The sequence below is a fragment of the Winogradskyella jejuensis genome, assembly GCF_900129745.1.
In the GTDB taxonomy this organism is placed as follows: domain Bacteria; phylum Bacteroidota; class Bacteroidia; order Flavobacteriales; family Flavobacteriaceae; genus Winogradskyella; species Winogradskyella jejuensis.
This window is the reverse complement of the sequence record NZ_FQWS01000002.1, coordinates 764,618-788,858: the sequence shown is the minus strand read 5'-3', so window position 1 is coordinate 788,858 and position 24,241 is coordinate 764,618. Positions and strand designations below refer to the sequence as shown.

At 34.2% G+C, this 24,241-nt stretch carries 20 protein-coding genes; 8 read left to right on the top strand and 12 right to left on the bottom strand.

The features are described from left to right. Window positions 1–13 precede the first annotated feature (13 nt). A complete protein-coding gene (locus BUB95_RS11395) occupies window positions 14–775 on the top strand; it encodes a CDP-alcohol phosphatidyltransferase family protein (protein ID WP_073086549.1) in 762 nt (253 codons plus the stop codon). Here BUB95_RS11395 and BUB95_RS11390 read toward each other — a convergent pair. Continuing rightward, on the bottom strand, window positions 770–1,045 hold the full coding sequence (locus BUB95_RS11390) for a hypothetical protein (RefSeq protein WP_073086547.1): 276 nt from the start codon (window positions 1,043–1,045) through the stop codon (window positions 770–772). The genes BUB95_RS11395 and BUB95_RS11390 overlap by 6 nt on opposite strands. 223 nt (window positions 1,046–1,268) lie before the next feature. Between BUB95_RS11390 and BUB95_RS11385 the strand changes: the two genes are divergently transcribed. Both BUB95_RS11385 and BUB95_RS11380 read left to right on the top strand, forming a co-directional pair. After that, window positions 1,269–3,665, top strand: coding sequence for a DUF5916 domain-containing protein (locus BUB95_RS11385; protein ID WP_234969264.1), 2,397 nt, complete (start codon window positions 1,269–1,271; stop codon window positions 3,663–3,665). Between the two features lie 46 nt (window positions 3,666–3,711). Beyond that, window positions 3,712–4,374, top strand: coding sequence for an ABC transporter ATP-binding protein (locus BUB95_RS11380; protein ID WP_073087418.1), 663 nt, complete (start codon window positions 3,712–3,714; stop codon window positions 4,372–4,374). 2 nt (window positions 4,375–4,376) lie between these two features. On the opposite strand, the gene BUB95_RS11375 is transcribed toward BUB95_RS11380, so the two are convergent. Then, window positions 4,377–5,654, bottom strand: a complete 1,278-nt coding sequence (locus BUB95_RS11375; protein WP_073086543.1) for an ammonium transporter — start codon at window positions 5,652–5,654, stop codon at window positions 4,377–4,379. Between the two features lie 196 nt (window positions 5,655–5,850). Here BUB95_RS11375 and fumC point away from each other — a divergent pair, with 196 nt between their 5' ends. Next, window positions 5,851–7,248 carry a class II fumarate hydratase gene (gene fumC, locus BUB95_RS11370; protein ID WP_073086541.1) on the top strand — a complete coding sequence of 466 codons (1,398 nt, stop codon included), beginning with the start codon at window positions 5,851–5,853 and terminating at the stop codon, window positions 7,246–7,248. Window positions 7,249–7,371: 123 nt separating this feature from the next. Then, window positions 7,372–8,610 carry an imidazolonepropionase gene (gene hutI / locus BUB95_RS11365; protein ID WP_073086540.1) on the top strand — a complete coding sequence of 413 codons (1,239 nt, stop codon included), beginning with the start codon at window positions 7,372–7,374 and terminating at the stop codon, window positions 8,608–8,610. 74 nt (window positions 8,611–8,684) lie between these two features. Here the strand turns inward: hutI and BUB95_RS11360 are convergent, their stop codons facing one another. Beyond that, window positions 8,685–9,569, bottom strand: a complete 885-nt coding sequence (locus BUB95_RS11360; RefSeq protein ID WP_073086538.1) for a chromosome partitioning protein ParA — start codon at window positions 9,567–9,569, stop codon at window positions 8,685–8,687. A gap of 96 nt (window positions 9,570–9,665) precedes the next feature. On the opposite strand from BUB95_RS11360, the gene BUB95_RS11355 reads away from it, so the two are divergent. Both BUB95_RS11355 and BUB95_RS11350 read left to right on the top strand, forming a co-directional pair. Further along, window positions 9,666–10,694, top strand: coding sequence for a formimidoylglutamase (locus BUB95_RS11355; RefSeq protein WP_073086536.1), 1,029 nt, complete (start codon window positions 9,666–9,668; stop codon window positions 10,692–10,694). Next, on the top strand, window positions 10,675–11,139 hold the full coding sequence (locus tag BUB95_RS11350; protein WP_073086534.1) for a GNAT family N-acetyltransferase: 465 nt from the start codon (window positions 10,675–10,677) through the stop codon (window positions 11,137–11,139). The genes BUB95_RS11355 and BUB95_RS11350 overlap by 20 nt, the downstream gene beginning before the upstream one ends. Here the strand turns inward: BUB95_RS11350 and BUB95_RS11345 are convergent. The 4 genes from BUB95_RS11345 to BUB95_RS11330 all read right to left on the bottom strand — a co-directional run bounded on the left by BUB95_RS11345 (window position 11,136) and on the right by BUB95_RS11330 (window position 14,507). Further along, entirely contained in the window at window positions 11,136–11,612 is a 477-nt protein-coding gene (locus BUB95_RS11345; RefSeq protein ID WP_073086533.1) for a hypothetical protein, read from the bottom strand. The genes BUB95_RS11350 and BUB95_RS11345 overlap by 4 nt on opposite strands. A 58-nt stretch (window positions 11,613–11,670) precedes the next feature. After that, on the bottom strand, window positions 11,671–12,168 hold the full coding sequence (locus BUB95_RS11340) for a hypothetical protein (RefSeq protein WP_073086531.1): 498 nt from the start codon (window positions 12,166–12,168) through the stop codon (window positions 11,671–11,673). Between the two features lies 1 nt (window position 12,169). Then, a complete protein-coding gene (locus tag BUB95_RS11335) occupies window positions 12,170–13,858 on the bottom strand; it encodes a hypothetical protein (RefSeq protein ID WP_073086529.1) in 1,689 nt (562 codons plus the stop codon). 97 nt (window positions 13,859–13,955) lie between these two features. Then, window positions 13,956–14,507: a hypothetical protein gene (locus BUB95_RS11330; protein ID WP_073086527.1), complete on the bottom strand. Its 552-nt coding sequence runs from the start codon at window positions 14,505–14,507 to the stop codon at window positions 13,956–13,958. 121 nt (window positions 14,508–14,628) lie between these two features. Between BUB95_RS11330 and BUB95_RS11325 the strand changes: the two genes are divergently transcribed. Beyond that, window positions 14,629–17,457: a trypsin-like peptidase domain-containing protein gene (locus tag BUB95_RS11325; protein WP_073086525.1), complete on the top strand. Its 2,829-nt coding sequence runs from the start codon at window positions 14,629–14,631 to the stop codon at window positions 17,455–17,457. A 61-nt stretch (window positions 17,458–17,518) separates the two neighbouring features. Here BUB95_RS11325 and BUB95_RS11320 read toward each other — a convergent pair whose 3' ends face one another. The 5 genes from BUB95_RS11320 to BUB95_RS11300 all read right to left on the bottom strand — a co-directional run bounded on the left by BUB95_RS11320 (window position 17,519) and on the right by BUB95_RS11300 (window position 24,121). Next, window positions 17,519–18,754 carry a DUF6638 family protein gene (locus BUB95_RS11320; protein WP_073086523.1) on the bottom strand — a complete coding sequence of 412 codons (1,236 nt, stop codon included), beginning with the start codon at window positions 18,752–18,754 and terminating at the stop codon, window positions 17,519–17,521. Between the two features lie 9 nt (window positions 18,755–18,763). Next, window positions 18,764–19,312 carry a hypothetical protein gene (locus BUB95_RS11315; RefSeq protein WP_073086521.1) on the bottom strand — a complete coding sequence of 183 codons (549 nt, stop codon included), beginning with the start codon at window positions 19,310–19,312 and terminating at the stop codon, window positions 18,764–18,766. A gap of 102 nt (window positions 19,313–19,414) precedes the next feature. After that, entirely contained in the window at window positions 19,415–21,376 is a 1,962-nt protein-coding gene (locus BUB95_RS11310) for an AAA family ATPase (RefSeq protein ID WP_073086519.1), read from the bottom strand. Window positions 21,377–21,419: 43 nt separating this feature from the next. Then, complete coding sequence (locus BUB95_RS11305; protein WP_073086517.1) at window positions 21,420–22,454, bottom strand: hypothetical protein; 1,035 nt, start codon at window positions 22,452–22,454, stop codon at window positions 21,420–21,422. Window positions 22,455–22,771: 317 nt separating this feature from the next. Then, complete coding sequence (locus BUB95_RS11300) at window positions 22,772–24,121, bottom strand: microtubule-binding protein (protein ID WP_073086515.1); 1,350 nt, start codon at window positions 24,119–24,121, stop codon at window positions 22,772–22,774. Window positions 24,122–24,241: the final 120 nt, after the last annotated feature.

Genomic DNA, 24,241 nt, shown 5'->3' with positions numbered 1-24,241 from the left:
GTTTAATTTTTAAATGTCTAAGTTACCAACTGCACATAAATTTATTGACCTTTCTGACTACGGAAGACCTGCCGCAAGAGTCATATCTAAAGCCTTAAAAAACACAAACTTCACTCCTATTCATGTGACTATAGGATTTATAATCTCTGGTCTAATAGCCACGATTTGTATACTCAAAAATGCCTATTGGTTGGCTGCTTTATTTCTTGTTTTAAAATCTATCCTTGACGCTGCTGATGGTGAGTTAGCTCGAGTAAAAAACACACCTTCTTACACAGGAAGGTACTTAGATTCTGTTTCAGACTTCATTTTAAATGCTATTTTTTTATTCGCTATTTATCACGTTACGGAGAGTAATATATGGCTTACACTTTTAGCCTTTTTATGTATACAGCTGCAAGGAACACTATACAATTATTATTATGTTATATTGAGAACACGGCATAATGGTGATACAACAAGCAGAATTTTTGAAGAAAAAACACCAACAGCACTCAAGGGAGAAACACAAAGTAACGTCAATATTCTATTCAAACTTTACAAACTATTTTATGGGCCTTTTGATAAGATTATTTACACATTAGACCACAAAGCCTCCACAGGAAAAACGCTTCCCAATTGGTTAATGACTTCACTTTCAATTTTTGGGTTGGGTTTTCAGCTTTTAATGATAGCTATTTTGCTTATACTCGGGCTAAAAGAGTACATAATACCCTATTTTATAAGCACTTCTATTTTAATAGCTGGCTTTATTAGTATTAGAAAATCACTATAGTTGTTTTTTTGTTTTAGATGTAATCAGATAGGTATAAATCCACATAATTGTAAATGTAGGTACCACATCACTAAACGGAAATGCTTCTTCTACAAAAGCTATTACACCTGCAATTCGGCCTGCCTTACCTTTGTAAAGTTTTGTCATAATATATCCAGATAATGGCGCCCAAATAACATCTGAAAATTCACCAATACCAGGTATTACAAAAGAGAGATAACCCACTGCATCGAGCATAAGGCAGAGAAATAGTTTTAAAAATTTATTCATTCAATAGTTTTAGCAATTGTAAATCAATAAGTATTCCAAAAAAATGAAACGTCATTATGGCATTTACAGGGATATTTTTAACGTTTAATTAAGAGCGGTAATGTACCTAGCTTATTAGCTTTGCGCCGTTGTTAATTCGAAACTAAATACTAAAGCCATCCGTCTCCTTTTCTCTTACAATATTAAACGTTCTATCTTACTTGCCACAGTAATCTTTTTCGGCGTGAAGAATTTTAGTCAGAGCAAAAAAATACTGAATATAGAACGCACAACAATAGCCCCTAAAATAGATGGTATTTTAAATGATGAAGTTTGGAAAAATGCAGAAATTGCTACAGATTTTATCTCTTTTCAGCCAGAAATTGGTTTAAAAGCACCTAAGTCAGAACGTACCGAGGTAAAAATCACTTATGATAATCAAGCTATATATGTATCTGCATATATGTACGACGACCCGAGCAAGATAATGAAACAGCTGACCAACAGAGATGATTTTGGTCAATCAGACTTTTTTCTATTAGTTCTAAACCCAAATAATGACGCTCAAAATGATATCACATTTTTTGTTTTTGCTTCTGGTCAACAAGCGGATGCTATTGTAAATCCTACTATTGGAGAAGATTTTGGTTGGAATGCCGTTTGGCAAAGTGCTGTAAAAATGCATGACAACGGTTGGTCTGTTGAGATGAAAATACCTTATCGCGCTTTACGTTTTCCTGAGCAAGATACACCAACTTGGGGTATCCAATTTCACCGTGAAGTTAGGAGAACACGAACACGTTTTACATGGAATCCTATTGACCCAACACAAGGAAATATTGGTTTATATCATGGTGAGCTAAAAGGTTTAGACAATATTAAGCCACCTGTGAGATTAAACCTTTACCCTTTTACTACCGGGATTGCCAGTACTTTTGATGGCGAATCGGAAACCGACTTACGATTTGGACTGGATGTAAAATATGGTATTACCGATAACTTTACTCTAGATGCAACTTTAGTTCCAGATTTTAGTCAAGTTGGTTTTGACAATTTAGAATTAAACCTTGGTCCTTTTGAACAAACTTTTCGCGAGCAACGGCAATTTTTTACTGAAGGTGTCGACTTATTTAGTAAAGGAGGATTGTTTTTTTCGAGACGTATCGGAAGTGCTCCTGTTGGAAATGTAGATTTAGCTGAAGGCGAAAATTTAAACAGACCAAATACAACCAAAGTTTTAAACGCTGTAAAAGTCTCAGGACGAACCAAAAGTGGTTTAGGTATTGGTATCTTAAATGCAATTACCGAAAATACGAATGCAACTGTAACTGATGATGACGGTAATTTTTTAAGAAATGAAGTTGTTGAGCCGTTTACAAATTATAATGTTTTAGCAATAGACCAACAGTACAATGGCAATTCTTCTATTAGTCTGATTAATACTAATGTATTACGTGAAGGCAGTTTTAGAGATGCAAACGCCACGGCTTTGGTAAGCAACTTTCAAAACAAAAGAAATACGTTTAGAGTAGATACTGAGCTAAGAATGAGTTATGTTGATTATCAAGATGCTGATGCCGAAACTGGTTTTAGTAGTTTCTTTTTTATAGGAAAAACACATGGAAATTGGCGCTATAGTTTTGACCACAGATTTGCAGATACCAAATTTAATATTAACGATATAGGCTTAAACCTAAGAAATAATCGTAACGATTTTGGCGCGGATTGGTCTTACGAAATTTTTACACCAACAGAAAAACTCAACCGTTTTAGAATTAACGGTTTTGTAAATTACAGGCGTTTGTCTAATCCAGGTGTATTCACAGGTTTTAATTTCGGTGCTAATTATTTTGCTGTTGCTAAAAAATCACTAGATGCATACGGCTTTAACTTTAGATTTAGCCCAGGAAAACAGTTTGACTATTTTGAGTCAAGAGATGGACGTCCATTTATTTTTGAGAATTCTGGACGCATTGGTGGTTTTATTTCTACTAATTACGACCGTCCATTTGCATATGATATTAGAGCATCAGTTGGTGCTATTTTTGAAGATGGTCGTGATTTTACGTCTGCAAATTTAGAATTAGAGCCCAGATATCGCTTTAATGACAAATTCCTCTTAATCTATAATATTGAGTACAATAAACGCAAAGGTGAGCGTGGATTTGCTACTAGAGAAAATGACGAGACTATTTTTGGAGAACGTGATAGACGTCGTGTTACCAATACAATTACAGCAAATTATACCTTTAATCCGCTACATACAGTTTCACTGAACTTAAGACATTATTGGGATACCGTTGATTATGATTATGAGTTGTTTACCTTATTAGGAAATACTGGAAGGCTAACCACAAACTCTGGCTATAATTTGGATAATATTTCTAGTGACCCAAATGTAAATTTTAGTACATGGAATGTAGATTTAAGTTACCAGTGGCAATTTGCGCCTGGTAGTTTCTTAACCGCACTTTATAGAAATCAATTGTTTAACGTAAATGATGATGCTTTTGATACATTTTCTGGAAGTTTAGATAATCTTTTTGAACAACCTGCACTCCACCAATTCTCATTACGTTTGCAATACTTTATAGATTTTAATGGAATAAAATCTGTCTTCAAAAAAAATACTTCTAGCTAATTGCTTCACTAGAGTTTTAATAGTAATTTCACACACTATGGGAGCTATCATCACAGCAAAACAAATTTTTAAAGCTTATAGCGATTTACAAGTCCTAAAAGGTGTAGATATAACAATAGAAGAAAGCGAAATTATTTCTATCGTAGGCGCCTCTGGCGCAGGAAAAACAACTCTTCTACAAATTCTTGGTACTTTGGATAAACCAGATTATAAAGACGAAACCCAACTTTTAATCAATAACACAGCTATTAATCAGCTTAGTGACAAAGATTTAGCTAAGTTTAGAAATACTAATATTGGTTTTATTTTTCAGTTTCATCAATTACTACCAGAGTTTACTGCATTAGAAAATGTTTGCATACCTGCTTTTATAAATAAAACACCAAAAGCAGAAGCTGAGAAAAGAGCTAAAGAAATACTGACCTATCTTGGCTTAAGCGAACGTATAGACCATAAGCCAAATTCTATGTCTGGTGGTGAACAACAACGTGTGGCAGTTGCTAGAGCCTTAATCAATAACCCGAAGATTATATTTGCTGATGAACCTTCTGGAAATTTAGATAGTGAATCTGCAGAACAACTACATCAACTCTTCTTTAAACTCCGAGAAGAATTTAAGCAAACGTTTGTTATCGTCACCCACAATCAAGAGCTAGCCGCAATGGCAGATAGAAAGTTAACTATGGTAGATGGCAAGATTATGAGTTGATATTATTCTACTGTTTCTCCATGCTGACTTATATCCAGGCCACGCTCCTCTTGGTCGTCTCTTACTCGCATTTTCAAGAGTTTATCAACCAAAAAGAATAGTAAATAACTTCCACCGAACGTAAATATTGCTGTAATGAACAAGGCAATTATATGGTAATAAAACGTAGTTGTTTCACCATAAACTAAACCAACATTGGCTGCGAAGACCGCAGTTAGAATCATACCTACAACACCACCAATACCATGAGAAGGAAAAACATCTAATGTATCATCAATACTCGTTTTGTTTTTAAGGTGTATCATCCAATTAGAGATAATAGATGCAACAAAACCAATAAGAATAGATTGCCCGATATTTACAAATCCAGCGGCTGGTGTAATAGCCACCAAACCAACAACAGCTCCTATACAAGCACCAACTGCGGACATTTTACGTCCCATAAAACGCTCGTAAAACAACCAAGCTATCATTGCTGTTGCAGAAGCTACATTGGTATTTGCAAAGGCAATAACCGCATCACCATTTGCTCCTAGAGCAGAACCTGCATTAAATCCAAACCACCCAAACCAAAGTAATCCCGTACCCAAAATAACGTAAGGTACATTAGCAGGACTCTCTTCAGCTTTTTTACGTTTACCTAAGTATATGGCACCTGCTAATGCAGCAAATCCAGCAGACATGTGTACTACTGTACCACCAGCAAAATCGAGGACACCCCAATTTCTTAATAAACCGTCAGGATGCCAGGTCATATGTGCTAATGGACTATAAATAAATAAGCTAAATAATACCATAAATAAGATGTAGCTTCTAAAACGAATTCTTCCTGCAAAACTCCCTGTAATCAACGCAGGCGTTATTATGGCAAATTTTAATTGGAATAATGCATATAATAGAAAAGGTATGGTTTCAGAAAAATCTGGATTAGGCTCAATACCAACATTTTTGAAATTTAGGTAAGTGAATGGATTACCAATAATACCACCTATACTCTCTCCAAATGCTAAACTAAAACCTAATAAAACCCAAAGCACACTTATAACCCCTAAAGCCACAAAACTTTGGAGCATGGTAGATATAATATTCTTTTTATTTATCATACCTCCATAAAAAAAGGATAAACCAGGTGTCATTAGTAATACAAAAGCACTAGCAACAAGCATCCAAGCCGTATCGCCTTTGTCAATTGTTGAAGATAATTCCTGATAACTCGTTGCCGTAAAGGCACAAAAAATAACAATAAGTGTTAGAACAATGAAGTTGATTTTCTTTCCCATTAGTAGTGAGAATAATTTAGTTAGTATTAGTGCAGCAAATTAGTTTTTATGTATTTGAAAATCAATGTGAATTTCATAAAAATAGTTTTGAAATTTTTAGAATTTCATAATTAACATATGAATATTTCAGTGTAATTTGATTCAAAAAACGAGCTATAAATCGTACCTTTGTGAGACTAAATAATCAAAATTTAACATGAGTTACAGAATAGAAAAAGATACTATGGGCGAGGTAAAAGTCCCTGCTGATAAACTTTGGGGAGCACAAACAGAACGCTCAAGAAATAACTTTAAAATCGGTGCCCCAGCATCAATGCCTTTAGAAGTTGTTTACGGTTTTGCATACCTCAAAAAAGCTGCGGCTTATACCAATTGTGAACTTGGTGTCTTAGATGAATATAAACGAGATTTAATCGCTCAAGTTTGTGATGAAATTTTAGATAGAAAACATGACGACCAGTTTCCTTTAGTGATTTGGCAAACAGGTTCTGGTACACAAAGTAACATGAATGTTAATGAGGTTATTGCTAACAGAGCACATCAAATAGCAGGACATAATATTGGTGAAGGTGAAAAAACGATTCAACCTAATGATGATGTTAATAAATCACAATCATCTAATGACACCTTCCCTACTGGAATGCATATTGCAGCCTACAAAAAAGTTGTTGAAACAACTATTCCAGGGATTATACAACTTAGAAATACGCTTCATAAAAAATCAATAGAATTCAACGATGTTGTAAAAATTGGGCGAACTCACTTAATGGATGCTACGCCTTTAACTTTAGGTCAAGAATTTTCTGGTTACGTATCGCAATTAGACCATGGTATTATTGCTTTAGAAAACACACTTAAGCACCTTAGCGAATTAGCACTTGGTGGAACTGCTGTAGGTACAGGCTTAAACACACCAGATGGCTACGATGTACTGGTTGCAAAATATATTGCGGACTTTACAAATCATCCATTTGTAACAGCTAAAAATAAGTTTGAAGCTTTAGCTGCACATGATGCGATAGTGGAAACGCATGGTGCACTAAAACAAATCGCTGTATCTCTAAATAAAATTGCAAACGACATCAGAATGATGGCTTCAGGACCACGCTCAGGGATTGGAGAGATTATTATCCCAGCTAATGAGCCAGGAAGTTCTATTATGCCAGGAAAAGTAAATCCTACGCAATGTGAAGCCTTAACTATGGTTTGTGCACAAGTTATGGGTAACGATGTCGCAGTTACTGTTGGAGGTACACAAGGTCATTACGAGCTTAATGTATTTAAGCCTATGATGGCTGCTAACTTGTTGCAATCTGCCCAATTAATAGGTGATGCTTGTGTAAGCTTTGATGAGCACTGTGCTTCTGGTATTGAGCCAAATCATAGTGTTATAAAAGAACTCCTTAACAACTCTTTAATGTTAGTAACCGCTTTAAACACCAAAATAGGTTACTACAAGGCTGCCGAAATTGCAAATACTGCACATAAGAACGGAACTACCTTAAAAGAGGAAGCTATAAACTTAGGTTATGTAAGTGCTGAAGATTATGACGAGTGGGTAAAACCAGAAGATATGGTTGGTAGTTTAAAATAAATATCATCAAATAAATAATCATGCTGCCATTTTAATCTAAGTTAAAGTGGCAGTTTTCTTTTATAATAATACTAAAGAATTTTCGTAACTTTAAATGCTTTACGACCCCTAAACTTCCAATCATTGTCTATTCTCATAAAAAATATAAAACAGCTAATTCAAGTTCATGAAAACAGTATTCTCATTGTTAAGGGAGAAGACATGAAAACACTTCCTGTAATAGAGAACGCCTATTTATACATCCAAGATGATACTATTGTAGAATATGGAACTATGGATTTTTGTGAAGGTATGGATGCGGAAACCGTTATTGATGCTACTGGTAAAATTGTTTTACCCTCATGGTGCGATTCGCATACACATATTGTTTATGCTGGAAATAGAGTATCTGAGTTTGTAGATAGAATTAATGGTCTGAGTTATGCCGAGATTGCTAATCGCGGTGGAGGTATACTAAATTCCGCAAAACAACTTCAAAATACTTCTGAAGATGATTTATACAATCAATCTATAAAACGTTTGGATGAAATGATTGCTATGGGAACGGGAGCTGTAGAAATTAAAACGGGTTACGGACTTACTATTGATGCCGAATTGAAAATGCTTAAGGTCATTAAGAGAATTAAGCAAGATAGTTTAGCCAAAATAGCACCTACACTACTAGCTGCGCATGCGATTCCATCAGAATACAGAAAAGATAAATCAGCATATATTGATAAAATTATTAACGAACTTATCCCTAAAGCATCTGCTTTACGTGTTGCAAAATATATAGATGTATTTTGTGAGAAAGGCTATTTTTCAGTTGAAGACACTGAAAAGATTTTAAAAGCTGGAAAAAAATACAATCTAATTCCTAAAATACATGTCAACCAGTTTAATATTCTAGGTGGCGTAAAGCTTGGCGTAGACCATAATGCGCTATCTGTAGACCATCTGGAAGAACTTAATGAAGATGATATAGAAGCACTTAGAGATAGTGATACTATGCCTGTGGCGCTGCCTGGTTGCTCCTACTTCTTAGAAATACCATACACACCTGCTCGCCAAATTATTGATGCTGGTCTTCCTTTAGCCATTGCTACCGATTATAACCCAGGTTCTACACCTAGTGGTAATATGAATTTTATAGTGAGTTCTGCATGCATCAAGTTAAAAATGACTCCAGAAGAAGCCATCAATGCTGCTACTATTAATGGTGCTTACGCGATGGGGTTTAGTAATATGTACGGTAGTATTACACGTGGAAAAAAAGCTAATATTATCATTACAAAACCAATGGATAGCTATGCTGAAATTCCTTATGCGTTTGGACATAATCCTATCAATACTGTAATTATAAATGGACAAGTTTGGACATAAAAAAAAGCCTGAAGCAGTTCATCTTTACTTCAGGCTTTTTAAATAAATAAACTAACCAACCAAATATTTAATTTTTATTTCAGAGTAAACTCCGAAGTAGAAATCAAGTCTTTTTCATCAAATACATTAACGACGTAGCGTCCTTTTTCAAAATCTTCATCACCATTTGGTGCTACAAACTCGCAAATATTTAAGTTTCTGTTCTCGTAGTTAAATCGACTAATTAAACTGTAGTTTAATACTTTGTCTTCAAATTCAACTTGATTGTTTGCTCCTAAAACATTGTTTTGTGGGTCTATAACCTGTACATACAATTCTTTGTCACCGGCATCGGCTAAAGTATTCTTAGCCACAGTGTAGCAAATTCTAATTTTATCACTACGTCTTGCACGTTCAGTTGGTATAAGCTTACCACTGCTTCGCTCGATAACACCAAAGCCTTTAAGACCTATAGTTTGCAATGCACCAGCATCTTTAACAACATCTGCTAACTCTGTGTTTTGGACTAAAAGAGAGTCTGTAAAAGCGGAACGCTCTGCTAACTGAATCTGTGTACTGTCTAGTGTTGTAGCCAATAACTCATTTTCAACTTTTAAACGGTCATTTTCCTCTAACAATACATTCATCTCTTCTTGTAAAGCCATGTACTTCTTTCTGTATCTCCACAAGCTGTTCACGCTATTTTGTGATACTTTTAAAGAGTCCATTAAGCCTTGGATACGTTCCCTAGCTTCAACTAATTTTTCGTTTGCAATCTCATTTTCACCGATGGCTGCATCATATTGCTTTGCCATTACGGTTAAGTCATTCATTACTTGCTTTTTCTCCTTTACCAATGTGGCTTCGGTTTCCTTTTTCTCGCTGTAAAGCTTTGAAGCGTAAAATCCTGTTCCTAAAAATAAGGCGAGTAAAATTCCTAAACCTACCTTAAGACCAATGTTGTTGTTTGCGCTACTCATAATTCTTGTTTTAAGTTATTTTTAATTCTTGTTTTTTATTGCATTTCAAGTTTGATATCATATTAAACTGTAATTTTATTTAAATTTTCATCTCAAATGCAAAATCTAATTTTATTTACGTCTAATCACCTTAAATCGACAGTTAAAACTCGTAAAGGCGAAACCAAACTTGGTGAACACGTTCAGTTGATTAACAACCTCACTACCATTTACGAAGACATTAAAGCTTTGGATGTCGACTATGTAATTTTTGGTGTTTGTGAAGATATTGGAGTTATTGCAAATCACGGAAAATCAGGTACATATAAGGCTTGGGATGCTACAATAAAAATTTTGTTAAATACACAGAGTAATGCGTTCCTCAATGCAAAAAAAATATTGGTATTAGGATATTTAGAATATGAAGAACAACTAAAGTTCGTAAAAGACGAATCACTTACGGATAAAAAACGCGTAGCATTAGCAAGAAAACTAACGGAAACTGTTGATGAAGATGTATCTCATTTGGTGTTTTCTATTATAAAAGCTGGTAAAACGCCTATTATTATTGGCGGTGGACATAACAATGCCTACGGTAACATTAAAGGCACTTCTCTGGCATTAAAGCAACCAGTTAATGCTATTAATTTTGATGCGCATCACGATTTTAGACCGGAAGAAGGGCGTCATAGTGGTAACGGCTTTAGCTATGCCTATAATGAGGGTTTTTTGAAAAACTATTTCATATTTGGATTACATGAAAACTATATCTCACAGAAAAGTTTAGAAACTTTAAACGAAACGAAATCGATTGAGTATAATACGTTTGAAGCGCTTTATGTAAGGAAAGAACAGGGTTTTTCTGATGAACTAAAACGTGCAATTGCACATGTGGGAAATTCTAGTTTTGGGATTGAAGTTGATTGCGACGCTATAGAAAATGTACCGAGTAGCGCTATGACACCAAGTGGCTTTTCTTCATCCAAGGCAAGACAGTTTGTAAATAAACTAGGGCAACAGAAAAATGCAAAGTATTTGCATATTTGCGAAGCGGCACCTAGCAAGAAAAACAAAGCACAAGTCGGAAAATTGATTAGTTATTTAATTATAGATTTTATTAAAGCACATGCAAACCGAAATAGTTAATTACCAGCCAAAATATGCTACCTATTTCTACGATTATAATATCGAGTGGCTACAGACCTTTTTCTATATAGAACCTTATGATGAAGAAGTTTTAAGTCAACCTGAAAAGTATATTATCAACAAAGGCGGACATATATTTTTTGCAAAACAGAATGAAGCAATTTTAGGAACTGTAGCGCTTATGCCTACTCAAGAAAAAGGTGTATTTGAATTGACAAAAATGGCTGTTTTACCCAAAGCAAGAGGTCAAAAAATAGGTCAAAAATTGTTGCAGTATTGCATTGATTTTGCAAAGAAGCAAAACCTAAAAGGGTTTATGCTCTATTCTAACACCAAATTAGAAAACGCTATATATCTGTATAGAAAATATGGCTTTATTGAGTTAGAATTAGAGAAAGACAACCCTTATGAGCGTGCAGATATAAAGATGCTATTGAAATTTTAATCTGTCTTTATACTTTCAAGTTCTTCACAATACTTACCATGATTATAGCAAGTCATAATTGCTGACTGTATTAGCAGCTCTTTTGCTTCAATATTATCTGGATAGATTGCAATAGCTAATTTAAATTCTGAATATGCACCAATTACATTTTGTTGATTAAGACGCTCTCTTCCTGATTTCATTAAGAAGTTAAACTCCCAGTTTGTTTTGCTTTCGTTTATTACTTTTAGACTTTTGAAATGATTTTGCTCATATACTCTCCATTGATAAAGCAATTGTACCGTAATTATTGAGAACAGAGCTATAACCACTGTTTTTATAAAAAAGTCTGTTTTTATATTTGAATACTGAATTTTAAATGTTCGTTTATACTTTGGTATAACGGTAAATGAGCCTTTACGCTCCATAGAAAATGGTTTACGAGGTCGCATCGTATAAATCCATTTCTGCATGCCCATTCCCATATATCCCATAGTAAATGCTTTATATATAGGTCTATATAACTGCTATAATGTTACTGTGAAAAGTAAATTAATTATGGAAGTTTCTTCCTTCTACTTTAATATTTTCAGGAACTAAATAATCGGTTATAAGTCGGCTGGTATTGCCAAACTGTTTATGCCTGAATTTAATTACCAATAAGGAATCAGTTAAGTCTAGTATCTTAAAATACTTATAGTCCTTTTCTTGATTAAGCAATTCTTTTACTTTATCACCTTTTAGCTTAATAAAGCTTCCGTTATCATCAGTATAAAAACTCCAATCAACATTCATGGAATCACCACAATCTTTATTTAAAGCGTTGTTATCTGTAGTTTTTCCATTATTGCTATACGTAACGCGATAGGATAAGAAACAATCTCCCATATTCATCCGATGGTCGCCATTAAATCGCTTAGCGATTTTCCAGATTTTAGAGGAATTATTAGTTAAAAGCTCATTTGCATTAGATGGCAGTTGAAACTTATCTTCAGAACAAGATGTAAAGAAAATTAACAGAACTAAAATGAGAAGAACATTCAATTTCATATTAATTCTCCAAAGCTTTTAAAGAATCTAACTTACGCTGTAAAGCTTCAATCTGCTCAGTATTATCCTTAATTTTTGGTACCACCTTCAAAGAATCTATAGTTTGCTGAATATCTACATCTGATTTTGGCCTTTCATTAAAATAGTAACCGATACCTTCGCTAGATCGCCAAGCTTCGTTTAATTGATTATAAATAGTCTCATCCCAAGTGCTTGGGTGTTTTACATCTATCCAAACCACATCACGGTATTCACTATCTACTAAGGCTAAATCTGGTGTTGCAGAGCCATCAAACTGTCCTTTTTTGTTTATTGCAGAAACAGTTCCTAAAAAGAACATACGTTTACGACCAGCAATGTCCTTGATGTATGGTCTAAATTCTACGGGTTTATTGGCATCCCAATCAAACTCTTTGCGAGACTCTATTATTTTTAAAGGCATTGCCGAAACACCTGCATAACCTTGTTTTTTACTTGCATGGTCATAGTAATATAATTTGTCTGTTCCATCAGCTGGAATAAATACACTATAACTTAAGCTCGTTCGGTCTGCACCCACAGGCTCAAGACCAAACCAATGATACAAACCACTGTAAGCATTTGTATTACTATCTACAAAATCGAAGTCTGTAACGTAAGGTTGTTGATTTTGGTCTTCTGGCATTTCTGGGATCTTTACAGCGGTTTCCATATTCCATGGTAATGGGTCGCTAAAACCACCTAAAAACTTTAAAGATTCTGCCTGTAGTTGAGATACTTTTTCAGACAAAGTATTCTGCTTAGTTAAAAATGGATAATTCTTTATTTCATCTGGACTAACAAAAGTACCTTTTCCAATAGTGATTCTCTCTAAATAATCATTAAAATCGTGTTCGCCATTGTCTATAATCATCACTCCTCCAAAAGTTGGGTATGGAAAGAAAAAACCTTTCCATTTAATTAAGCTAACGACCTGAACCCATTCACCGTTGTCATTTTTCATATAAAACGTATCACTAGGCTCATAATTAAATAACATCCAAGGATTAAATCGTTGTACTACAGCATTATATGTGTTTCGGCTAAACTTTAAGGTTTCACCTATAGAAAAGGTCACAGGTATACGATTATCATTAGAAAAACGCGGAAATGGCGTGGTACTACTTACAGAGAAAACCTCTTCGGTATTATCACTAATACGCTGCATAATATACTTTTCACTAGGTTGAATGGCCATCGTCCATTTATTCTCATCATCTACTCTAACCAAATGCGGAAGAGATACATCTTTTGTTTCACCTACACTTTCGTTTGCCATAGAAAAAATATTTCGCAACGGTTGAATACGCTCGTTTTGTGTTAGTGGGAGTTCATGAATTTCAACACGATTTAGATGATTAAACACATTGTATGTTTTCATATAATCATACATCCCATAATGCCAACCAAAAACATATAGTATTCCAAAGAAAACAAGTAATAAGCCTAAAATACCTAAACGAGCTCCAGTACTAGCCGTTTTTCTGAATTTTCGTAATCCTAATATCAGAATGACTAAACTAACTACTATTATAAAGATGAATTTTCTTAGAAATAATAATGCTGGTTGATAGTCGTCTCTTAAAATAAACAAGAGAATAAGTAAGATTATACTAAGTAATACTGTAATAATCTTTTGTTTACGTCCTTTTTTCCAATAAGATTTTATCATTTTAAATGTTTTAGCCCCATTGTCCTTCGGACATTTCCCCAAAGGGGAAAATAGGGAATTGAGTTTCCTTCCCTTTGGGAAGGATTAAGGATGGGCTTTACATCAACCCCTTATCCTTCAATCGCTCACGAGCAGATTTTTGGTCTACTTCATCACTTTTAGGTTTTGGTGTTTCTTTTATTTCCTCTTTAGCTGCTTCTACGACCTTAGTATCTTTGGTCTTTAAATCTTCAATCAAATCCTTACCTTTTTCAACAGCTTCGCCAACCAAGTCTGTAAGAGAATCGCTTTTTTCCTCTATCACTTGAGTAGATTTTAAAACAAAGCTTGCCAAATAAGTACCTATCAGCGTACCTACAGCAAAAGATGCAAAAGCAGATATACCATTATAACTTGAAAAAACAGCTATTGGCGTTAGAAACTCAACAATAAGAGCAGCAATTAATACCAGTGTAACAACAAATATAATGCGCGGTAAAAGACCTTGTTTATAGACAAATCCTTTTGGGTCGTCTGGTGACATCTGAAGCTCCTTACTATTCACAATTTTATTTAAAGTACGATACGCGCCATTTCCATTAGATTCTCTCCAATACAAGAAAATCCCAAATAAAATAGCTGCGATAAATATGACGAGTTCTAGTCCCATGGTTTTATTTTATAAGTCTTCTAAATTATACTAATGTTACGCTATCTACAAATATATTTATTTATGAGATTATATAAATAATACTTAGATTTACTGAAAATAATTTTTTAACGATTTTATAATGAGAAAATACTTACTTTTTTTAACATTCTTATTTAGTCTTTTTATTAGTGCACAAGAGGTTTCTGCACCCTTAAAAGTTGGTGACGAGATTGAAGTAAACCTTACTTCTAACACAGAGTATAACAATACAAATTCTGGTATCGTGTATTTTAAAGAATTTAGATCTACAGGTTCTGGATACGTTAAGGTGTATTTTGAAAATTTTGATTTAAATGATAATGACTACTTACGAATTTATGGAGCATCTAATAGCCAGGAATTTATATATACAGGTTCAGGAAAAGTAATTAATAATAATGGAGATACCATAAGCGAATTTTGGTCAGCCACCATATGGGACGATCACATAATTATGGAATTACATAGTCAAAACGGTAATGGTAATCATTATGGCTTTGATATCTCACGTGTTGCATATGGATACCCTATAAATAAAATTACTGGTGCTTTTGAAACAACTTCTCAACAACTTGAAACTGTCTGTGGTGGAGACGAAAGAGAGCAAGCAGCATGTTACGACGGCACAGAAATAGGTAGGAAATCCGAAGCTATTTGTAGATTATTGATTGGTGGTGGAAGTTTATGTACAGGATGGTTACTAGGCACTGAAGGCCATGTAATGACCAATAATCACTGCGTTGAAAATGCAGCTGATGCAGCAAATACAGAATTCTGGTTTAATTACCGCAATACTGATTGCTCAGGTTTAAATGCAGATGCAACAGATATAGTAGCCACTTCTGCAACTTTCATTCAAACCTCAGGTACATTAGATTTTACTTTACTATTACTACCTAGTCCTACTGATCCAAACGAGCTTACAGCAGTTGAAAAATATGGTTACCTCAGTTTGGCCTCAACACCTGCCGAGGTTGGAGACCGTATCTATCACCCCCAACACCCTGGTGGTAGACGCAACGAAATAGCTGTTACTACAGATACAAATCCTGGTCCAGGAGGTTTTACAACTGTCACTAATGCTGGTGATGGCGGAGCGAGAGTAGAATATTTTCATGATACTGAAGGCGGTAGTTCTGGATCACCAGTCTTGAGATATGAAGATCATTTAGTCATTGGGCTTCATAACACAGGTGGATGTCCTAATGGCGCAGCTGGGCGCTCTGATGAAATAATAAATGCAATTGGTGTTGCAAACATGCCTGCAGGTAGTATTGATGATCCAAATCCAGATACTCCAAGAGTTAGTTTTGGTAGTGTTCCTAGTGAAAGTTCTGAAGGCTCAGATTGTAATTTTCAGGAAATTACATTTAATTTAAGGATTGCAATGCCTCCTTCCGAAAATGCCGATGTAACAATTAATACATCTGGAACTGCTACCGCTGGTTCTGATTTTGAGATTTTAACACCAAATCCAATTACATTTTTAGCTGGAGATGATGAAGATAAACAGATAACTCTTCGTATTTATAATGATGGCTTTGTTGAAGGAAATGAAGAATTTACACTTGATTTATCTTTAGATGCTAACGGTGGAGATGCTAGTCTTGCAGAAAATAGTAGTTTCACACATATTATAATGGACGATGATTTCACTCCAGATGTAGGAAGTCAAGCTACACTTATGTCTGAAGATTTTGAAACCGATTTATCTAATTGGACTATCTCAGGAAACGGCACTACAAATTTTTCTATTGGTACAGCTACTGATGCATCTTCCGCTAACTGGAGTGCTAATGGTAATGACACAAGTTTTGTTTATGTTAATGACGATAGCTGTAACTGTGACATGAGTGAAGAACGTCTGGAATATTCAACACCTATAGATCTCTCTAACTATAATAATGCAAGTCTGAATTTTGATATTAAATATTTAGACTCAAACGACCAATATGCATCAGATGCATTTGTTCAAACATCTATTGACAATGGTGCTACTTGGCAAAATATTGGAGGCGAAATACCTTCCTCTAGTCAATGGAGTAGTATGAGCATCGATTTAACACCACTCATTGGTCAATCTAATGTATTAATCTCATTTCTTTATAATGATTTAGGTAATTGGGCTTATGCTATGGCATTAGATAATATTTCTATTTCAGGATTTGGTGAAGCTCAAATTCAAACCTCTACTAGCGAAAGTGGAAATAATGAAACTTTATTTAATGGTCTTGGAACTATGTATGTCTACGAGTCAGTTTCAGGAAATATTTTAGCTGCTCTTTCTAATAACAATAATGAGGCATATGAATGTATAGATTTATTTGTTTCAAGGTCAGGGACAGGTGCTCAATCCTTTCAGGGTTCCACTGCACCTGATTTAGCTATGGATAAGCAATTTAATATTACAGTAGGTCAACAGGCTACAAATGGAGATGTAGATGTTACCTTCTATTTCACTGAAGCAGAAATATCTGGCTGGGAAAATGCTATAAGTGCTGCTGGAGGAAGTTATACTAGAGCAGATTTATCTATTAATAGAAAACCAAGAAATGGTAATGCAGAACTAAGTTCTGCAACCCTTGGAACATATAATGGAGGTGTAACATTAACAGGTAATTTTAGCAATATTGATGGTGTTTACTCTTTTATTCCCCAGGAAGTTTTGAGTGTTAATAGCAATGAAGATATTAGCTTTTCAGTTTTTCCAAATCCAACTAAAGATATTTTAAACATAGAATCTAAAGTTGATTTTAATAAAATTGAAATTTACAATATTGTTGGTAAAAAAATAAAATCATTAAAACTAAATGAAAATAAGCGTTTTTCTAAAATTGATATGACAGATTTAGATGTAGGGCTATATTTTATAAAGCTTTTCCATTCAACTAATGGTCAGTCATCCATATTAAAAATTATGAAGAATTAATTAGTTATAGTTTTTAATACCAAATAAAGCCGCATATAGTTTACTAAATGCGGCTTTATTATTATATATTAGATAATATCTCGTCTATCACCCAGTCTCTAAACGACTCATCCCAAGCATCATAATTCTTGTAAAATTGCTCCTTATCGTACCAGTACAGAAAGAGCACATCTTTAGGTGCCACGTTGATTAATAATTTCCAAATTAAATCTTGATGCTTTACATCTAAAGATGAATGTGGTTGATGCAACGCAAAATACATTTGCTCATCTACCATATCCTCTAGCTTATAGGCATTACTGCGCTCTAGCCGCTCAAGATAAAGTTCTACACTCATAACTTGCTTTCGAGATTGCACATCAAGTTTGTTCAGATAACTTTTAAATAATACAGAGTCTGATAAAATATCATTAATTGGATGTTGTGTATCCTTTAGTAATTGCGCAAACTCATACTTTTTTATTCTTTCGTACTTTCGTGTATTAACAATAGCTTCCAAATTACACTCAATAATAATGTGGTCCCTAAGTTTTTCTATAAGCTCTGGATGTGATATATGATAAATCAGCACATCATAATGTGTGTCTTTTATAGCCTCTTTATAAGACACCATATCTTCAAAAACGACGATAGGCTTTATAAAATCTCGAAGCACATAAACACCACCAAACGCCTTTGTATAAAAGGAATTCGTTTCAAACTTAAGATTTGGTAATGTTAAATCTCTACCGCGCAAATCGCCATAAGCTTTAGCTGATTCCAAAATTTGAGCTTGCAGTGTTTCATCTATAAAATTATGACCCGTTTTAAACTTCTCAATAAGCTGAAATTGCTCTTGCTGCTGATGATACAGATTATCCATCAGATGGAAATTAATGGTTATGGTACCGTATTTTAGAACATCTAATGGCTCATAAAACGTATCTATCTTTTGGTCAAAATCTATAATTATAGCCGAATCGCGAGTGATGTCATTGATTTTTTTTGAATAGCTTTTGAAAATCAACTGCATCATATCACGGTCGAACGAATGGTAAGGCGAATAAACCGGCTTACGGTTCTGCAAAGGCGAAATAATAATGCCGTGCGGATTTGAAGGTCCATTACACAAGTAATTATCGTCTTTCTTTTCTTCTGCTACTTCTGGACTCCAACCCACACCATCAATAGAAAACTTTTTGAGCTTAGTTTCTGTAAACCCCAATTTTAATAGGCATTTGTTATAACGCTCAACGAGTTTGCCACTTACCGGAATAAGCTCACTTCTGTATAAATTTGCTACTTTGAGCTTTTGCATCTCTCTTTTTTAAACCCTTTTTAAATAATCTTCTTTGACTTCGCAAACATAATCTTTACTCTTATTCCATTTAACAAGACTAATAGATTTAAAATTATTTTTAACTAGATAATCAATCATTTTATTTATTTCTCTATTCAAATCTATATAATTGATTTTTGAAAATTCTTTTTTATTGTAATACTTATTGAGACTCTGCAAATCATTAAAATAATCTGTATTTCCAAAATCATTTTTTTTTATGAAATGGTTAAAAGACATTATTTTATCTTTAGAATATGGATTAAATAAAACTTTTAGATAGTAACTTGGATTTTTTTGATAATCTTCCCATTCAATACCAACTAAAACAAAATAATTATTTATTATTCCTCTATAATAGCTATTTTGTTTTTCAAATTTCTTCATTTTGAAATCTGAAAAAGGTTTCAAATCAAGCCACTTTTCTATTCTCTTAGGTCTTATTTTCTCATACTTTAAGTATTCTATAAAATCTAAGATTGATAAAAAAAGACCTATAATTCCAAAGAGAATTAATGATATGTAAATATTTTTCATTCCCTTAAAATTTAACAAACTAACAACAATGATTAAGCTTATAACTATAATCCATGAAGTCAGAAAATACTTTTTTATTATATGCCAAACTTTTTTCAAAACTTAATCGCGTTTCCCAAACTGCTCTCTTGCTTCAGTTTCAATATTTAATTGATTAACTCTAGCGTCAACTTTACGTTTAAAGTCTGTATCTGCAATAGTAGCCACATTATCTAAATAACGAATAACCTCTTGACGACGAATGTCTGAGAAGTTTAAACCTTTCATATTAGCCTTCATCAATTCCTGAAGCATATTGAATTTAGTCGCGTAATCCTTCTTAAAATATTTATCCGGATTCTCAAACCAATCTTTTTCTAAATCAAAATCAGTTAAACGTAGTGATATTGCCGATTGTATGTTACGCACATCACGAGACGAAAAGAACGGAAATATCTTCTGAATCTCTTTGTATAAGGTTGCATAGAACATATGGTCTTCGGATTGATGTAACTTTTCCACCTTATCAAAAGTATCGTACACGCGTTCTTCTGTTGGCTTTTCTACTGCATTAAGAATTTCTCCCATGCTTTTTGCTAAGCCTTGGTCTGCTAAGTATTTGTAACCTTCAGGGTCATTCATATTTATAAAATCTGGCATCGTATCTTGTAATTTTCGCCACCAAATATAATCTTGGTCTAAGAAATCGTGCTCAGTTCGTGCGCCATCTATCTTAAATCGACCTTGCACACGAGAAATTACAGCCTTATCCAACATTTCTGGAAGGTTTGTAAATAATCCTATAGAACTATTACCGTAGTTTACCGCGTAAGCACCTTCAGTATATCTTAAGAATACACCAATGACTTCCTTAACACCTGCGGAAACCCCTTGTGCGGTACGTTCTTGTAAATTATTTTCGGCATCATCAATAGGTGCAAAAATTAATTTTGTTGGGTCTTGAAGTGGTTTCATCCACTCTACCATTTTCTCAGCCGAACCACCTTGAAATGTACTAATCAAGGTATCTGGCATAGGATGAAATAAAAACGGAATATCTAAGTTATCGCAATGCGCTTTTAGTCGCGTAGCAATAGCTGCAATAAGCATACTTTTACCTGTTCCGGGAATTCCATAACCCATAAAAACTGGCATAAATCCACCAAGTTCTTGAAATGGGTTTTTCTTAGCCTCAAAATCGTAGCTTAACATACGCTCGGTTAAACGACGTGCAAAATGCTTGGCATCTCGGTTACCAACAATTTGCTCAAACTGTATTTTATTGAATTCTACGCTTTTGGCAGTACCTTCAAATGTGTTGCTCCAACCATCGATAGCAAAGTCGCTATTTTCTAACTTGTAAGCTCTATCGACAATAGTTTCGGTATATTCTAAAGTGCTTTTTCGTAGCTGAATTTCTGAAATCAACGCTTCAAAATATACTACCGTAAAATCAACAACATCTTTGTCTGTTTTAATGATTTCAGGATGACCTAAATACTTATCATAATAAAAGAGACTGCAAGAAATTCCTTTTAAAGGCGTTAAAAAAGATACTTCTGGAATACCAGCAAATTTCTGTTTCATGACGCTTAAATCATCGGAAGCTTTAGGTTTTAAGTCGTGTAAAATTTTATAAGCAATCGAGAATAACATAAATGCTGTTGCGGTAAGCATTTTGCTTTCGTACTCGCGTTTACCGTTACTATCTAAAGCCGATTTGTTTTCGATTAAAGATGATAATCCTGATGCATCATAATAACTATCTCGTATCCATAATCCCATACCAATACCTTCTTGTACTGCATATAATGTGCTATTTAAGTGTACAGGAAGTGCAACAGATTCTGGTAGAAGACGCTTTTTTAATTCTAAAATGGTTTTTGAAACCGACGTTAGTTCTGTTCCTCCATTGCCTTTTGCTCGTGACAAGTAAAGTAAAATAGATTCGTCTTGTGCGTCTTTATCTTTATTTCGTGCGCGCTCGCCTTGCTCCCATTGTATACTTTTTATATACGATGTGGCTTCATCACGAAGCATATCTAGTTCGGATTGTTTTATTGGGAATGTTGAGTTGTGTTCCAAAGTAGTTTAAAGTTTTAAGTTCTAAAGTTTCAAGTTGAAAATTTTATAAATCACTCACTTGAATTGGCGGCTTTGCCAATTTATCAATGACTTCTGGAGTTTTGTTATATAGTAATTGAATTACACGATGTGGTGCCAGAACATATTTTTGCTTAATAATCTGACCCCATTTTTGAAAGATTTGCTTACTAAAAAAACTGCCTTCTTTAAATTCTGAAGTTGATTTTAACTCATCTATTTTTAGTGAAAACGCATAGCTTTCTAAAGGAATATCTTTTTTAGCAATAGCGTCTAATATAGTATGTGTAATATCATTCTCATCTTTAGCAAAAACGTTATGTAATGGCCCTAAATCAATACGCTTTACATATTTAGGCATTACATCTGGCAACTTTCTATCTAAAGCGTAAGCCATTGCATCGAGATTCATTTCGCGGTCAGCAGATTGCTTAATAGCTTGGTAAATTTCTGTTTTATCTTTATTAGGGTCTCTACCGTCGTAATTAAAATACATAAAGCAAATAAAAGGTCTGTTATGAGACACATCGTAAAAACTCCAACTGGTCATGTATTCTGCAATCTCTGGATTTGGCGATTTTAAAATCTTACCTTGTACAAAGCGATTAAAGATAAATTGCTGCTTGACATTAGTATAATAGACTATGGATGCAGCCTGAAAAAGTTTCGATTTTTTAATCGGTTCTTTTTTTCGCATTAAGGTATCTAAGAACTCGTCTTGAAGCGTTTCTACCGAAGTTAAACGATTTAGATATTCCTCACGCAGTGCCAAGTCATTAAATAGATAGCGAAACTCTAAATAATTTGGAAAGCCTGAGTCAGTGAGGTCAATTTTCATATTATCCTCATCATCGTACATGTATTTTACACGCATGGCTTCGATTGAATACAGCAGTAAATCGCAGTATTGTTTGAAAAACACCAATTCTTGCTCACTGCACAATTGCTGTTGTTGCATTTTTACAATAAGCTCCTTGACCGTAAAGTCTACCATACGATGATAAAACTCGTACTGTTGTTTGGAATCTAATTGTGCGGAATCTAAAGGTGTTACTATCATTTTTATCGCTGAAAATTATTTCTTCTCAGATTTAAATACAATTTGAATTATAAACATTGCTATTGTAAGAATGAATCCAAATAAAACTGATGCCAACAAATTTTTGTGAACAATAAAAATTACAATGCTAAAGACAAGAAAATATAAGAGAAAAGTCTTTATATTTTTTTCAGTGAAATAATTTGTCATCTATAATTAAATTTGTTTTCTGCGTTAAGGATTGAGCAATTGTTGGAGCTCTCCCGATAGGGAAGCGACTTGCGAAAGCCTGACCAAGACAATGCCTTTCGGCATGTCTTGGTAACGCCCAAATTATTTTATCCTAATAAATCGTCTTCTGCCTGAGGTTTTGGCGCATCGTTGCCGCCAGCATTATCACTTTCAGGGTTATTTGGAACCGTATTGTCTGAATTGTAATATTCGTCAAAAATAGCTTTCATATCTATGCCGTAACGGTCTGCAAAGTTTTTCTGAATTTCGATATCTTTATTACGGATTTCCTTCAAAGCTTCAGCATAACTTCCATAAACACCTTGCATTACTTTTTCGTGAACCGGAATATTATCCATCATTTCTTGACGTGCTCTTGCACTAGCGGTATGCATTGCTGCAAGTGTCTCACCAATATGCTCATCTGTTTTAACACCTAAGTGTTCTAAAATGGCGGCAAATTCTTGGTCTGTACGTGCTTTTAAAGCCACAATGTAACCGTCGTAATATTTTAAACGCTCGTCTGTATCACTCTTTAATTTAGCACGGTGCGTTTGTAAGTTGCTTCTTAACGAGGTTAAAACCTTAATTGTTAAATTGTGTTTATGTACAAAACTATCTTTAGAAGCTGCTAAAGTGGTATAGGCGTTTTTAAGACCTTCAAGTTCTTCAACAGACTGCTCTAGTTTTGTTACTTTAGACAATGCTTCGGAATACTCAGTAGATTGCTTATCCGCAACGTCTGTTAATGCTTGACGTGCTTGTTTAAGTAATGCATACTCTGCCTCCAATTTATCTTCAACTTCAGCTTTTTTCTCTAAAGCTTTGGTATGATTTTTACTTGCTTCTACAATAGCGTCTTGAAGTTTGTCTTCAACTTCTTTAATTTCAACTTCACGGTCTTTAAGACGTTTGATTGCTGCCTGACTTTTAAATGATAATTCATTTAATAATGTCTGAACATCAGCAGTTTCAATACGCTCTTGAAACATAGCTTTTGCTCTGTTATCGGCAGAATCGCGTTCTTTTTGTGCAGCGGCAAGCTCGTCTTCGGCATTTTTAATCTTGCTCTTACGCCCCCAAAGATTATTCCACCAGGTATCGGGCTTATTTTTAGCATCTTCAAGTTCAACTTTAGCGCGCTCTAAACGTTTAACAGCATCATCGATGATTTTTTGCTCTGCTGCATTAAGTGCAGAAAATCCTTCGAACATAATACCAACTTCGTCTTGATAATCTGTTAAATCTTTAATAGCATCTAAGAGCGTTGTCCTATCTTTTTCTGCCATATCAACAACATTGTCTAACGTGGCATTTAAGATTTTCTGACGACTTTCTGGGTCATCCTCTTGGGCTAATTTAGATTTCATTTGGTCAATGGCTTTACCCCAATTGACATCAACTTTTTCTGGTTTTTCTTGTGAATTGGTTTCTAGTAAATCAAAATCATCAGACATATTGTGATGGTATTTTTAGGTTGAACAATAATGGTTAAGCAATTTCGGTAATTTTTTAAGAGTATAAAAAGATTACGACTAAAATATAAGTAGGAAAATGATTAAAAATGTTACAATCCT